The sequence below is a fragment of the Thalassospira lucentensis genome (genome assembly GCF_032921865.1).
Lineage (GTDB): Bacteria > Pseudomonadota > Alphaproteobacteria > Rhodospirillales > Thalassospiraceae > Thalassospira > Thalassospira lucentensis_A.
Genome location: NZ_CP136684.1, coordinates 3115181 through 3129875, shown reverse-complemented (window position 1 = coordinate 3129875; position 14695 = coordinate 3115181). Strand labels below are relative to the sequence as shown.

Genomic DNA, 14695 nt, shown 5'->3' with positions numbered 1-14695 from the left:
CCAAACAAACAAAAACGCCGCCCCAAAAGGGCGGCGTTTTTCGTTATTGGATCATGCCTTAAACGATCAGGCGCGTGCCTTGCTTTCGGAAAGGCCAAGCACGCCAAGGGCGGTTTTGACGATGCTTTGCGCATCAAGTCCTGCCTTGGCATATTGAATGTCGGGCTTATCGTGATCGATCAGGGCATCGGGCAGCGCCATGGTGCGGACTTTGAGCCCGTGATCCAGCAGGCCGTTGCCCGCCATATGTTGCAGGACCATCGCGCCAAAGCCGCCAATCGATCCTTCTTCAATCGTGATCAGGACTTCGTGGTTGCGGGCCAGATCGGCGATCAGCGCATGATCAAGCGGTTTGGCAAAGCGGGCATCGACAACCGTTGCCGGAAGGCCACGTGCAGCGAGATCTTCGGCGGCCAGCATCGCCTCTGCCAGGCGGGTGCCGTATGACAGGATGGCGATCTTGCCGCCTTCGCGCAGGATACGCCCCTTGCCGATTTCAAGAACCTGTCCCTCGGCCGGCATTTCAACACCGACACCCTCGCCCCTTGGATAGCGGAAGGCGCTTGGGCGGTCATCAATCGCCCATGCGGTTGTGGTCATATGAACCAGTTCGGCCTCGTCAGCCGCCGCCATCAAAACGATGTTGGGCAGGCAGCCAAGATAGGCAATGTCATAGGCCCCGGCATGGGTTGCACCATCCGCGCCGACAAGCCCGGCACGGTCCATGGCGAAACGAACCGGCAGGTTCTGGATGACCACGTCATGCACCACCTGATCATAGGCGCGTTGCAGGAAGGTCGAATAGAGCGTGCAAAACGGTTTATAACCCTCGCACGCCATCCCGGCGGCAAAGGTCACGGCATGCTGTTCGGCAATGCCGACGTCAAAGGCACGATCCGGGAACCGTTCGGCAAAGATATTGACCCCGGTACCCGACGGCATGGCCGCCGTGATCGCGGTGATCTTGTCATCGGTTTCGGCAAGTCTGGTCAGCGTTTCGCCGTAAACCTTGGTGTAGGACGGTGCATTGGGCGTGGCCTTGGCCTGTTTGCCAGTGACAACGTCGAACTTGGCAACACCATGATATTTGTCGGCGGCGTTTTCGGCCGGGCCATAGCCCTTGCCCTTCTGGGTCACGACATGAACAAGGATCGGGCCATCAACATCCGCATCGCGGACGTTTTTCAGCACCGGCAGAAGATGATCCAGATTATGACCATCAATCGGCCCGACATAGAAGAAACCCATTTCTTCAAACAGGGTCCCGCCGGTCACCATGCCGCGGGTATATTCTTCGATCTTGCGGGCGGCTTCTTCGATCTGACGCGGCAGGTGTTTGGTCAGGCCCTTGGCCGCGTTGCGAAGCCCCTGATAGCCCTTGCCCGAAATCAGACGCGACAGATAACCCGACATGGAGCCCACCGGCGGGGCAATCGACATGTCGTTATCATTCAAGATCACAATCATGCGCTGATCGGCGGCGGCGGCATTGTTCATCGCCTCGTAGGCCATGCCGGCACTCATGGAGCCATCGCCGATCACGGCAATGACGTTTTTGCGTTTATCGTCCGAAAGCTGATTGGCGACCGCCATGCCAAGCCCCGCCGAGATGGAGGTCGAACTGTGCCCGGCACCGAACGGGTCATATTCAAACTCGGATCGTTTGGTAAAGCCCGAAAGCCCGCCGCCCTGACGAAGGGTGCGGATACGATCCCGCCGCCCGGTCAGGATTTTATGGGGATAGCATTGATGCCCGACATCCCAGATCAGCCGGTCGTCGGGCGTATCAAACAGGTAATGGATGGCCACGGTCAACTCGACCACGCCAAGCCCCGCCCCCAGATGCCCGCCGGTGACCGACACGGCATCAATCACCTCGGCGCGCAATTCATCTGCGACCTGCTTCATCTGTGCAGGTTGCAGGCTGCGCAAATCAGCCGGGGTGTTAATCGTGTCCAAAAGCGGGGTCTTGGAGGTCGTGCTCATACCGATCTCGATCTTCAGTTTTGTGTGGCGTTTTTTATATAGCGTTCAAACCAACAGGGTGACGTTTCCTTAGCCCTATTGCAAGCTGCGTAAAATAAACAGCTTCGCTGTAATTAGCGACCCTGAAAATCACCTGATTTGATGTCACCGAGGAACTTCAGCACCACCTGCTCGACCGTGCGGTGAATATCAGTGCGTTCGCGCCCGAAATCCCGGCACAAATAACCAAAGTTTTCAGCAATATAGGGCGTGCAGGGTGGCAGGAATGAATAATGCCCGGCCCCTTTGGCCTTCACAAATTTTGCCCGGCCGCGCAGCAGCTTGCGAAAATGCGCGGCATTGGCGGTTTCGGGCAGGATTTCATCAGTTTCGGCCTCGATAAACAGCATCGGGACCGTCACATCGGCAAAGCCCGCATCGGTCGCGGCAACGCCAAAGGCCGGGGTCACGGCAATCACGCCCGCGATCCGGTCATCGCGCGCGGAAACAACCGGGCCGCCATAACGATCATGCAACTCATCAATCAGATCATCACCTGGCGCATGATGGCAAATCACGCGGTCCTGATCGGCATTAAGCGCGCAATAGCTTTGCCAGGCGGCGGCATCAAACTGCCAGCCCGCCATTTTAAGCACCGTCGCCCCGCCCGCCGAATGGCCAAGCGCAAAAATACGATCCGTATCAATGTGAGCAGCAATGCCGTCATGATCCAGCAACAGATCAAGAGCCAAGCGCATTTCGCGCGGGCGGCGTTCGATGATCGTCAATTGCCGCGCATCGGACGGATCAAGGTAATTATCGCCATGATGCTGCGGGGCGGCGACGATATAACCGCGCCGTGCGAGATATTCCGCCAGCCAGAACTGATTGAAGCGGTGCCCTTCGGAGCCGTGCGAAAACATCACCAGCGGATAGGGCCCGCCATCGGCGAAATCCGCATCGCGGGCCGCCGTCGAGGTCACGCCCATATGGCGCACAGGGCGTTCATCGCCGTGCGACGGATACCAGATCGCAAGCGGAAACGGGTCCCTGTCAAACAGCCGGTCGCGAAAACCGGCTGTATATCTGGCTTGTTCGCTCATGACAGGTGACGGACCTTAACGCCCGCGTTCGATCACGAAACGGGCGACCTCGCGCAGCGGTTCGGCTTCGCCGTCAAAGCAGTTCAGGTGATTGATCGCCTGATCACACAGCATTCTGGCCTGCTCGCGGGCCTGTTCAAGGCCCAGAAGCTTCACATAGGTCGACTTGTCCTGATCGATATCCTTGCCGGCCGTCTTGCCCAGTTCGGCGCTGCTGGATTCCACATCCAGAAGGTCATCCTTGATCTGGAAGGCCAGACCCATGTCATGGGCGTAGGACCGCAATGACATGCGCATGCTTTTGGGGGCCTTGCCCAGAATTGCCCCGGCTTCGCAAGCAAAAGCAAACATCCGGCCGGTTTTCAGCAGATGCAGATGGGTGACCTGTGCCTGATCAAGGCTTTGCCCCTCGCCCGCCAGATCGATCATCTGACCACCGACCATGCCGTACGGCCCGGCCGCACGGGCAAGCGCGCGGACAAGATCGGTGCAGACACGCGGATCGGGATGGGTGCTTTCATCGGCTAGGACTTCGAATGCCTGGGTCAACAATGCGTCACCAGCCAGAATGGCGGTCGCCTCGTCAAACTGCTTGTGGCAGCTTGGCTTGCCACGCCGAAGGTCATCATCATCCATGGCCGGAAGGTCATCATGGATCAGCGAATAGCTATGGACCATTTCAACCGCGGCGGCGACTCGCAAGGCGCATTGGCGCGATACCCGGAACAATCCGGCGGAGCTTAACACCAGAAACGGGCGCAGGCGTTTGCCTTCGCCCAGTGTCGAATAACGCATCGCCTGAAACAGGCGTTGCTCGATCTGGCCATTGGGGCGCGGCAGAATGCCATCAAGCGTTTCGCCAAGATCAGCAGAAGCAGTACTCAGCTCAGCAAGCAGGTCGTAACTCACCATATTCTCCGCGAGAATTATTCGATTTCGGTCGGGGTTGCGTTCGGACGGCCATCCGCACCCAGCGTGATTTTCTCGATGCGTTCTTCGGCCGCACGCAGTTTATCGGCACAATGACGTTTCAGCGCCGCACCGCGTTCATAGGATGCAATGGCATCATCAAGCCCCACCTGCCCCTGTTCCAGCTGCCGCACGAGGCTTTCAAGCTGGCCGAGGGCCTCTTCAAAGCTGAGTTTGGCGATATCATCGGGGATCGTGGTGGACGGGGTTGGCTCGGACATATCTGCTCCATTGATTTGATTGGCGCGGAGTTTACGCCGACGATCCCGGCAGGGCAACCGGCCAGAACGGAAATCACAGCGGAAAACACGCCGGCAATTCGCATTTGCGAAACCGCCCGACTTCCCGGAGCCCCGGAGGTTACCGGAAATTTATCGCGTCATCAGGGTTCGCACATGCGCCGCAACGCAACCTGCCAGGGACGGCAGGTCATAGCCGCCTTCAAGTACCGAGACAAAGCGGTTGTCGCAGACCTCGCCCGCAAGAGCGAGGAGCTGTTCGGTCATCCAGACGAAGTCGCTTTCAACAAATGAAAGGCCCGCCAGCGGATCATTGCGATGCGCATCAAAACCGGCCGAAATGATCAGCAGTTCCGGTTTGAAGGCGGCAATGCCGGGCAAAACCGATTGTTCGAACGCCTCTTTCATTTCAGCCGTCCCTGCCCCCGCGGTCAGGCCGACATTGAGGATATTGTTGGCGCATCCCCGTTCATCCGGGGCGCCGGTGCCGGGATAAAGCGGCCATTGATGGGTCGAGCAATAAAACAGGTCGGGATCGTTATAGAAAAGATCCTGCGTGCCATTGCCGTGATGAACATCGAAATCCATCACCGCGACACGTTTGATGCCATAGGCATCGCGGGCATATCGCGCACCGACCGCGACATTGTTAAACAGGCAGAACCCCATGGCCCGGTCATATTCCGCATGGTGGCCCGGCGGGCGCACCCCGACAAAGGCATTGCGTTCATGCCCGGCCATCACGGCATCGATCGCGACGCAAACGCCACCTGCCGCACGCAGGGCGGCATCGCCAGAGGCGGGGGACACATAGGTGTCGCCATCAAGCGCTTCATATCCGCTTTGCGGGATGGCGGCCATGACACGGTCGACATAGGCCGGATCGTGGACCTTTTTGATCAGGTCAAGATCGGCCTTTGGGGCTTCTTCGCGGTGCAGGAACATGAATTCCTCGGCTTCAAGCACCCGCTGGATCACGCGAAGGCGATCAGGCTGTTCCGGATGGCCCGGTCCCGGATCATGGTCGATGCAACTGTGATGAGTGACAAATAATGTCGCCATGTTTTCCGGAAACCTTCCTGAATAGATGCACGTCAGATATATCAAATCTTTACAGGCTGACTGGCCTTATTGACCACGATCCTGATTATTATTATTTCATCGTGACAGCCAAAGTTATCCGCTGCCTTGTTCTAGATCATCATAAATCAGTCAAAGACTGCAAGTTTTGAACTTGAATGACTGGTCCAAAATCACCGCATGAACTGTCTATTGTATACTCGGTGACTCAGAACGAAATATCGCCATAATCTCTGTTCACAAGACAAAGAGTGTCTTGACAGTTTAATGTTATACTTGAGAATAGGAATCTTCCCATTCTTGAATTTCATTAATGGGTTTGAGGCACAAAGACCTCGTTGGTTGGAAAAAATCGGGGATATCCCATCGGAGATTATCACCAAGAATGTGATACACCCGATGCCCCAGTTGGGACAAAAGCCGAATATGGCCAGGCTAAAGGGAGCCAAATGGAACTTAACCATCTCGAAAAAAAGGCCGAGCAAGCCAGCGCGCTTCTGAAGGCCATGAGCAATCAGAGCAGACTTATGATTCTTTGCCAACTGAACGAAGGCGAGAAATCAGTCGGTGAACTTGAACGCATTGTCGGACTGAGCCAGTCTGCCCTGTCACAGCACCTCGCACGGCTGCGGCGTGACAAGCTGGTAAAAACCCGGCGCGAAGCACAGACGATCTTTTATTCGCTGCAAGGCGATGAAGCCGTCACCGTCATCAAGACACTTTATGATCTGTATTGCCGCGACGACAGCAGCGCCGTCGCCGCCTAAGATTTATGGAACTTCCCCCACAAAAAAGCCTGTCGGAAACCCGGCAGGCTTTTTTGCGTTGTTCTTTAACACCCGAAACAGACCTAGCCGCATTCGGGGGCTGGCAGGCGTGTCACTTTCTGAAGATCACCGCGCACCCGGAAGCTGCCGTAATTCATTCGCAGTTCGTGGGCGACACCATTTTCCCCGAAATCAACCGCGATCTCGGTCGAGGGACCGTTTTCAGCCTCGCCCAGCGGATAATACGCCAGGTTCAGACTGTGATAGGGCTGGCTTGCGATGTTATCGGCATCCTCGGCATTGTTTTGCGCCTGCTTCGCGCCCGAAATCACCGCAGCAATCCGGTTGGTCGGCGTATCGCCACTGCCGTCAAACACCAGATCATTGGCAAATTTGTCGCCCTGAAGCGCACGTTTCAGCAGGGTTACGGAATGCTGGGTCGGGAACATGGTATCGGCCGGCAGTTCTTCGGTGATTTCGACCGGAACTTCGTAAGTGACAAGAACCTTGTCCTTGTCACGCACCGCATCGCCGACAACCTCGTCCACCTGCACGCCATCCAGATAATCGCGCATGCGGAAGCGGTATTTCGATCCGTCAAAGCTTTCCCACTGGGTCATCGAATAGGCCGAATTGATCGCGCCCCCTTCTGCCCCCTGAAGGATCATCAGATGCTGCATCTCGGTGATCCAGCCATCACAGACCTTTTCAAACCGGTAGCCAAGCGCACCACGCACCCCGACAACAGAACTGCCGACATCCGACGAGACCATCGAAAAACGATATTCCGCCATATGCGGAACCAGTTCCGTCTGGGTATCGGATGCCTTGAGCACATGCGCCGGATCAAAACCGGCGGGACCGGCGGCAAAAGATTGCCCCGCCTGTGCGGAACATCCCGCCAGAGCAACACAAAAGATCAGCGCCCCGAAGACGGAACGCTGTCGATTTTCAGGACAAACCGTAATAACTGGCAAATCTATTCTCCGGCGGCGTCGATCTCGACAATCCAGGGATCTTTGACACCCTTTTTGGCAGCAAGATGGCGTAAATCTTTTGCATGCTCATGCGAAAGCGGACCAACCGCGACACGAAGATATTCGCGGCCCTTGACCGTCGCACTGATCAGACGCGGCTGATATTCACTGTAAAGCGACAGGGCATTTTGCGCGCGCAACTGATCGGCAAAGCTTGCCAATACTACATAGTCCCCCGCAAGCGGCACTGCAACAAGCTTGTCATGCGCAGTGGTTTCCGGTGCGATCACGCTGACCTCGTCGGTCATGATACCGGTATCGGTCAGGGCAGCGGTTTGGGTTTCGGTAATCGGTGCGACCGGTTTTGGCGGGGCGACATATCCGGCAACCGCGGCATCGGCTTCGCCCTGCGGGTCAAAGGGGCCTTCGTTGCGAAGCGGGGTACGGTTATAGTCGGGGGTGAACTGGTCCTGTGCGCTTGCGATTTCGACCGGGGCAGCGGTCCCTTCGTCATGTCTCACCGGGCGCGGCGGCAGATCGGTTTTGACAATCACGGCCGATGTGCGGGCACCGGCTTTGGGTTGTGACCAGTCTTCGCCGGGCGCGTTAACGGCATAAATTGCGGGTTCGGCGTCGCGGATTTTCTGTTTGATCGATGGGGCGCCCGGTTCGGCCAAGGCAACGGCATCATCCAGCAGGACATTGTCCTGACAGACGTCTTCTTCAAATAACGGGCGATGCAGGGCGCAATCGCGTTCGGCAACAGCCGAGACCGCATGATCCGTGGTGCTTTTGCCCGTGGTGACATAGCTGATCAGATCGCCGGCCAGCTTGGCCACCGTAAGTTCCACCGGACCACCGCACGCCGCCAGTGCCAGCGGTGCCGCCACCACAAGTATCTTTTTCAAAACGTCATCCCCCGCAGGATATAAATTGTTCCACGGTGAATGTTGATTGTGACGGGTTAAGATTACGTAAGTATCGAGGGTCAATAGACAAACAAAAACGGCCCGGAAATTTCCGGACCGTTTTTAGTCGTAATCAAAAGACAGAAATCAGTCTTTTTTGATTTTCGGCGGAAGCTGCACACGCAAATGCAGTTCCTTGAGCTGGCGGTCATCGACCTCGGCCGGGGCATTCATCATCAGATCCTGCGCCTGCTGGTTCAGCGGGAAGGCAATGACTTCGCGAATGTTCGGCTCGTCAGCCAGAAGCATGACGATACGGTCAACACCCGGGGCAGAACCACCGTGCGGCGGGGCGCCGAATTTGAACGCGTTGATCATGCCGCCAAAGCGGTCATCAACGACGTCCTTGCCGTAACCGGCAATCTCGAACGCCTTATACATGATGTCCGGGCGGTGGTTACGAATGGCACCCGACGACAGTTCGATACCGTTACAGACGATGTCATACTGCCATGCCTTGATATCAAGCGGGTTCATGCTTTCAAGGGCCTCAAGGCCGCCTTGCGGCATCGAGAACGGGTTGTGGCTGAATTCGATCTTGCCGTCGTCGTCTTCCTCGTACATCGGGAAATCAACGATCCAGCAGAATTTGAACATGCCGTCTTCACGAAGGCCCAGTTCATCGCAAACCTTGTCGCGCGACTTGCCGGCAAATTTCGCGGCAGCCAGTTCCTTGTCACAGGCAAAGAAGACCGCATCGCCATTGGCAACGCCGGTGACTTCCTTGATTTTCGCGATACGTTCGGCATCAAGGTTCTTGGCAATCGGGCCTTTGGCTTCGCCGTTTTCATCATAAACGATGTAACCAAGACCAGCCGCACCTTCTTCGCGTGCCCAGGCGTTCAGCTTGTCAAAGAAGCTGCGCGGGCGGCCTGCGGCCCCCGGTGCCGGAATGGCGCGAACCACCGAACCCTTTTCGATGTTCGAGGCAAAGATGCCGAAATTCGAACCACGGAAGGCTTCGGTCACGTCAGACAGGATGATCGGGTTGCGAAGGTCGGGCTTGTCCGAGCCGTATTTCGCCATCGATTCATCAAACGGAATGCGCGGGAACGGAAGCGGCGTTACGTCACGACCACCGCCGAACTCGACAAAGATGTCATGGAGAACCGGTTCGATCGCGTCAAACACGTCGTCCTGGGTGGCAAAGGCCATCTCGAAGTCGAGCTGATAAAACTCGCCCGGCGAACGGTCAGCCCGGGCGTCTTCATCGCGGAAGCACGGTGCGATCTGGAAGTAACGGTCAAAGCCCGAAACCATCAGAAGCTGTTTGAACTGCTGGGGTGCCTGCGGCAGGGCATAGAACTTGCCCGGATGCATGCGCGACGGTACCAGGAAGTCACGCGCACCTTCCGGCGAGCTTGCCGTCAGGATCGGGGTCTGGATTTCAAGGAAGCCCTGTGCGGTCATTTTCTGACGCATCGCCGAAATCACACGCGAACGCAGAACGATGTTCGAATGAACACTTTCGCGACGCAGGTCAAGGTAACGGTGACGCAGGCGGATTTCCTCGCCATATTCGGCATCGCCAAATACCGGCATCGGCAGAACGTCGGCCGACGACTGGACTTCGATATTGGACGCGTAAACCTCGATCTCGCCGGTCGGCAGGTTCGGGTTGACGGTTTCGGCGGTACGTTTGACGACCTTGCCATCCACCGTGATCACACTTTCGGCGCGCGACTTTTCAAGAACCGCGAAAAGCGGGCTTGAAATGTCGATCACGATCTGGGTGATGCCGTAATGGTCGCGCAAATCGACAAACAGAAGGTTGCCGTGGTCGCGCTTGCGGTGGATCCAGCCGGACAGGCGCACTTCCGCATCGGCGTCAGAGGCGCGCAACGCATTACAATTGTGTGAACGATAAGGATGCATGGTCTTTCCAGGTTGCTTTGTATGCTTGGTATTTCGGGCCGCAAATTTGGCGCAAAGGTGCATGGCTGCACCGCGCTGTCAAACAAAAAAGCACCGCAAACCGACCACCCCGGTCAATTGGGGGCGGTCAAATCGGGTGATCTGTCTGTTTGCGCGACGCGGCGCTTGAAATTCTGCGGTATAAAACGCTGCCAAAGGCCTGCCGTCAAGTGCCCGTCGCAATGGTCTGCATTGCTGGCCGGAATTTCAGGTTGGCGGCGCACCGATGCCCTGCAAATCCTTGACCTTTACAAAGCGGATCAGACGCCCGGTTTCGGGGCGGACATCCGCCCAGTGATCAACGTCAAATTCATACTGGCAAAGTCCGCAGGTGGGAAATTTGCGCTTCATCTGCAACAACGCCTCGCCGTCACCATCGCCAAACAACTGTGCGGCGAAATCCTCCATCCCCGGATTATGGCCGACCATCATCACGCAACGCGCTTCGTCATGAGTCTGGACAAGGCTGTCAAGCAACACCTTCTCGCTCGCCATATAGAGGTCTTCGTTATAGATCACGTCTGACGTGCTTGCAAAATCGCGCCCCAGCAACGTCAATGTCTGCACGGCACGTGCCGCGGTCGAACACCAGATCAGATCAGGCACCAGTCCCTGATCCTGCAGGTAGCGCCCCATCACCGGGGCTGCCTGTTCACCGCGCCGGTTCAGTTCCCGGTCATGATCGGACCGGGATGGATCGGTCCAGCTTGATTTTGCATGCCTGAGCAGGAGCAGTGTCTTCATAAAATCGGTATCCGGTAATCTCGCGAAAGGCAGACTTTTGCATGTCACATAGGGCGCTGTGAAGCCATCATAAAAACTGACTTAAAAATTTAAGAAAATTGCACCCCGACAAGCAGTTATCCTATACTCCAATCGCAACCGGGGCCTGTCGCCTTATTTCAAGGACACAAACCCACTTTCGCAGGAGGCATAGCGTGACCCACGCCGCCGTTATTCAATCAAGCGCAATCACACTTGATTCGGACAAGCGCTTTATAAACCGCGAACTTTCGTGGCTGGCCTTTAACGGTCGCGTCCTTGAAGAGGCCCAAAATCAGCGTCATCCGTTGCTTGAACGTGTACGGTTCCTGTCGATTTCCGCCAGCAACCTTGACGAATTTTACATGGTTCGCGTTGCCGGTCTGGTCGGGCAGTTGCGCGCGGGCATGACCAAGGTCAGCCAGGATGGCATGAGCCCGTCCGAGCAGCTTCGTGCGATTACATACGACGCCAACCAGTTGATGCAGGATCAGCAGCGCATCTGGCAGCAGCTTAGCACCGAGATGGAAAAGCACGGCATTTCCGTGATCGGGCCGGAAGATCTGACGCAGACGGACCGCAAATGGCTTGATGGCTATTTCATGCGCGAAATCTTCCCGACCCTGACACCGCTTGCCATTGATCCGTCGCATCCTTTCCCGTTCATTCCGAACCTTGGCTTTGCGATTGTCATGCAGCTGTTTGACCCGGCGGATGGTCACAATATGCGCGGCCTGATCCCGGTGCCGCCGAAGATCGGCCGTTTCCTGCGCCTGCCGGGCCGCACCGAACGCTACCTTCCGCTGGAACAGGCGATTGTGCTTTATCTGGATAAGCTGTTCCCCGGTTTCGACATGATCGAACATGGCCTGTTCCGTGTCATCCGTGACTCGGACGTTGAAATTGAAGAAGAAGCCGAAGATCTGGTGCGCGTTTTCAAAACCGCGCTGAAACGCCGTCGCCGCGGCAGCATCATCCGGCTTAAAGTCAATGCCAAGATGCCCGAAGACCTTCTGGATTTCGTGGTCGATGAACTTTCAGTCGCACCTGAGGAAGTCGTCAAGGTTGATGGTCTTCTGGGGGTTGTTGACGTCAAACAACTGATCGATTCCGATCTGCATCATGATCTGCTGTTCCCGCCATACGGCGCGCGTTATCCCGAACGGGTGCGCGACTTTGGCGGTGATTGTTTTGCCGCGATTGGCAAAAAGGACATCGTCGTTCATCACCCGTTCGAAGATTTCGACGTCGTTGTGCAGTTCCTGTTGCAGGCCGCACGTGACCCCGATGTTGTCACGATCAAACAGACCCTTTATCGCACATCGGAAAACAGCCCGATTGTGAAGGCCCTGATTGCCGCCGCCGAGGCCGGCAAATCGGTTACGGCCATGGTGGAGCTTAAGGCACGTTTTGACGAGGAAGCCAACCTGCGCTGGGCGGCGGACCTTGAGCGTGCCGGTTGTCAGGTGGTTTATGGTTTCCTTGACTGGAAAACGCATGCCAAGGTGTCGCTGGTGGTTCGGCGCGAAAGCCACGGGCTTCGGACCTATGTGCATTTCGGGACCGGCAACTATCACCCGATCACCGCGAAATTCTATACCGATATTTCGTTCTTCTCGTGCGATCCGGCATTGGGGCGTGACGCGGCCAGTATCTTTAATTTCATGACCGGCTATGCCACCCCGCGCTCGCTTGAGAAAATCGCCATTGCACCGCATACATTGCGCCCGACCCTTCTGACCCATATCGATCAGGAAATCCAAAACTGTCAGGCGGGCAAACCGTCGGGCATCTGGGCCAAGATGAACAGCCTTGTCGATCCGGTGGTGATTGATGCGCTTTATCGCGCCAGCCAGGCCGGGGTACATATCGAACTGGTGGTGCGCGGCATTTGCTGTTTGCGGCCGGGTGTGCCGGGCTTGTCAGAAAATATTCGCGTCAAATCCATTGTCGGTCGGTTCCTTGAACATTCGCGCATTGTCGTCTTTGCAAACGGCGCGAAACTGCCATCGCGCAAGGCCAAGGCGTTTATTTCATCCGCCGACTGGATGCCGCGCAACCTTAACCGTCGTGTCGAAACGCTGGTTCCGGTGGAAAACCCCACTTGCCAACGCCAGATTGTCGAACAGATCATGATTGCAAATCTGAAAGATACGGCGCAGGCTTGGTACCTGCAGCCCGACGGGTCATATGAGCGGTGCGAAGCAGACGAAAATTCATTCTCCTCTCATCAGTATTTCATGACCAACCCGTCACTTTCAGGCCGTGGCAGCGCGCTTAGCGAGGAAGATCCGAATGTTCCCGTGCTGCAGCTTGATGATTAACGAGTGCATACCTAGACAGGTTCAACCAACCGCATGCTGACTGACCAAAGGGTTTCCAACCGTATTGCCATCATTGATGTTGGCTCGAACTCGGTGCGTCTTGTTGTGTTTGATGGCATGACACGCGCACCGGCCCCGATTTTCAACGAAAAGGTGATGTGCGGCCTTGGCCGTGATCCGGAAAATACCGGACGGCTGAACCCCGAAGGCGTTGAAATGGCAACCGCTGCCCTGCGGCGGTTCGCCCGGCTGTTGCGTGCGATGAAGGTCACACGTGTCGATATCCTTGCCACCGCTGCGGTCCGTGCGGCCAGCGACGGGCAGGCATTTTGTGATCGCGTGCATGCGGAAACCGGTTTGAACGTCAAGGTGATTGACGGGCTTGAAGAAGCCCGTCTTTCGGCCTTTGGCATTATTTCCGGTGATCGCCGTGCCACCGGCATCATGGGTGATATCGGTGGCGGGTCGCTTGAACTGGTGTTGCTTGAGGAAGGCGAGATCAAAAAAAGCGTCAGCGTCCCCTTGGGCGCCATGCGCCTGCATGCGGTATTCGGCGCCGACCGTACCCGGCTTGAGGCAGAGGTCAAAACTCATCTTGATACGGTCGACTGGCTGCATGAAGGTGCGGGCAAACCGCTGATTGCGGTTGGCGGTTCGTGGCGTTCGATTGCCAAGCTTTATATCGCGCAGGAAAACTATCCGATTTCGGTCGTGCATAATCTGACCATGCCACGTGCCGAAATCGCGGAACTGACGCATATCATATCCCAGCAAAGCCGTGTGTCGCTTGACAAGGTTGGTGGTGTTTCCAAACGCCGCATTGATAGCCTGCCGCATGCGGGCCTTGTCATGAACATGCTGCTTGAACGCATGCAGGCCAAGGAAGTCGTCTTTTCCAGCCATGGCCTGCGCGAAGGCTGGATGTATGAAGCCCTGCCCGACGAATTGCGCGAACGCGATCCGTTGCTTGATGCCTGTCTCAGCTTTGCCGAAGACGGCGAACGTTTCCATCAGCATGGCGAGGAACTTTATCGCTGGTCGGCACCGATCTTCCGCGAACAGCCGGGGAATCTGGGCCGGTTGCGCCTTGCTGCCTGTATCATCGGCGATGTCGGCTGGAACGAACATCCCGATTACCGGGCGATCCAGAGCTATAACCGCATCCTGCATCACCCCTATCTTGATCTGAACCATCATGACCGGGTGTTCCTCGCCTATACCATCGGGTCGCGCTATACCGGCAATTTCAAGGGTGACGAATCCAGTGACCGGCTGCTTGACGATGATACGCGTAATATCGGTCGCCTTTACGGTCACGCCATCCGCCTTGGCCATACCCTTTCGGGGGGTGTTGAAGGCATCCTTCCCGGTACGGCGCTTGTTCATGAAGACAAGACGCTTACACTTCAGATGCACAGGGACTTCGCGGCACTCAACGGTGAAGTCGTCGAACAGCGTTTATCAAAACTTGCCAAACTGATGGATTGCGAAAGCCAGGTCGTCATCGTCGATCAGCTTCCCCAACCCTGACCAGGCATGCTATGCTGGGGCTGCTTCCCGAAGCACCCCGTCCGCGGAAAGGGCTGCGCCCGGTCTTAGATGACATATGAACCACACGGTTTCCTTG

12 protein-coding genes are annotated in these 14695 nt (G+C 56.5%); 3 read left to right on the top strand and 9 right to left on the bottom strand.

Annotation, left to right across the window (positions count from 1 at the left end):
* Nucleotides 1-66: 66 nt before the first annotated feature.
* The 5 genes from dxs to R1T41_RS15150 all read right to left on the bottom strand — a co-directional run bounded on the left by dxs (nt 67) and on the right by R1T41_RS15150 (nt 5338).
* Nucleotides 67-1986, bottom strand: a complete 1920-nt coding sequence (gene dxs / locus R1T41_RS15170) for a 1-deoxy-D-xylulose-5-phosphate synthase (RefSeq protein ID WP_317337689.1) — start codon at nt 1984-1986, stop codon at nt 67-69.
* A 113-nt stretch (nt 1987-2099) separates the two neighbouring features.
* Nucleotides 2100-3068, bottom strand: a complete 969-nt coding sequence (locus tag R1T41_RS15165; protein ID WP_317337688.1) for an alpha/beta hydrolase family protein — start codon at nt 3066-3068, stop codon at nt 2100-2102.
* Between the two features lie 15 nt (nt 3069-3083).
* Complete coding sequence (locus R1T41_RS15160) at nt 3084-3980, bottom strand: polyprenyl synthetase family protein (protein WP_062952422.1); 897 nt, start codon at nt 3978-3980, stop codon at nt 3084-3086.
* A 14-nt stretch (nt 3981-3994) separates the two neighbouring features.
* Nucleotides 3995-4258, bottom strand: a complete 264-nt coding sequence (locus R1T41_RS15155; RefSeq protein ID WP_062952421.1) for an exodeoxyribonuclease VII small subunit — start codon at nt 4256-4258, stop codon at nt 3995-3997.
* Nucleotides 4259-4408: 150 nt separating this feature from the next.
* A complete protein-coding gene (locus tag R1T41_RS15150; protein WP_317337687.1) occupies nt 4409-5338 on the bottom strand; it encodes a histone deacetylase family protein in 930 nt (309 codons plus the stop codon).
* 467 nt (nt 5339-5805) lie between these two features.
* On the opposite strand from R1T41_RS15150, the gene R1T41_RS15145 reads away from it, so the two are divergent.
* Nucleotides 5806-6123, top strand: coding sequence for an ArsR/SmtB family transcription factor (locus tag R1T41_RS15145; protein ID WP_062952419.1), 318 nt, complete (start codon nt 5806-5808; stop codon nt 6121-6123).
* Nucleotides 6124-6206: 83 nt separating this feature from the next.
* On the opposite strand, the gene R1T41_RS15140 is transcribed toward R1T41_RS15145, so the two are convergent.
* The 4 genes from R1T41_RS15140 to R1T41_RS15125 all read right to left on the bottom strand — a co-directional run bounded on the left by R1T41_RS15140 (nt 6207) and on the right by R1T41_RS15125 (nt 10726).
* Complete coding sequence (locus tag R1T41_RS15140; protein ID WP_317337686.1) at nt 6207-7100, bottom strand: EipB family protein; 894 nt, start codon at nt 7098-7100, stop codon at nt 6207-6209.
* 2 nt (nt 7101-7102) lie between these two features.
* A complete protein-coding gene (locus tag R1T41_RS15135; protein WP_317337685.1) occupies nt 7103-8008 on the bottom strand; it encodes an SPOR domain-containing protein in 906 nt (301 codons plus the stop codon).
* A 147-nt stretch (nt 8009-8155) separates the two neighbouring features.
* Complete coding sequence (gene aspS / locus R1T41_RS15130) at nt 8156-9943, bottom strand: aspartate--tRNA ligase (protein WP_085645772.1); 1788 nt, start codon at nt 9941-9943, stop codon at nt 8156-8158.
* Between the two features lie 246 nt (nt 9944-10189).
* Entirely contained in the window at nt 10190-10726 is a 537-nt protein-coding gene (locus tag R1T41_RS15125; RefSeq protein WP_062952415.1) for a SixA phosphatase family protein, read from the bottom strand.
* A gap of 194 nt (nt 10727-10920) precedes the next feature.
* On the opposite strand from R1T41_RS15125, the gene R1T41_RS15120 reads away from it, so the two are divergent.
* Nucleotides 10921-13068 (top strand): RNA degradosome polyphosphate kinase, encoded by a 2148-nt coding sequence (locus R1T41_RS15120; RefSeq protein ID WP_062958968.1) that lies wholly within the window; start codon nt 10921-10923, stop codon nt 13066-13068.
* A 33-nt stretch (nt 13069-13101) separates the two neighbouring features.
* The gene (locus R1T41_RS15115; protein WP_317337684.1) at nt 13102-14598 is read left to right on the top strand and encodes a Ppx/GppA family phosphatase; all 1497 of its coding nucleotides are present in this window, start codon (nt 13102-13104) and stop codon (nt 14596-14598) included.
* The last annotated feature ends 97 nt before the right edge of the window (nt 14599-14695 follow it).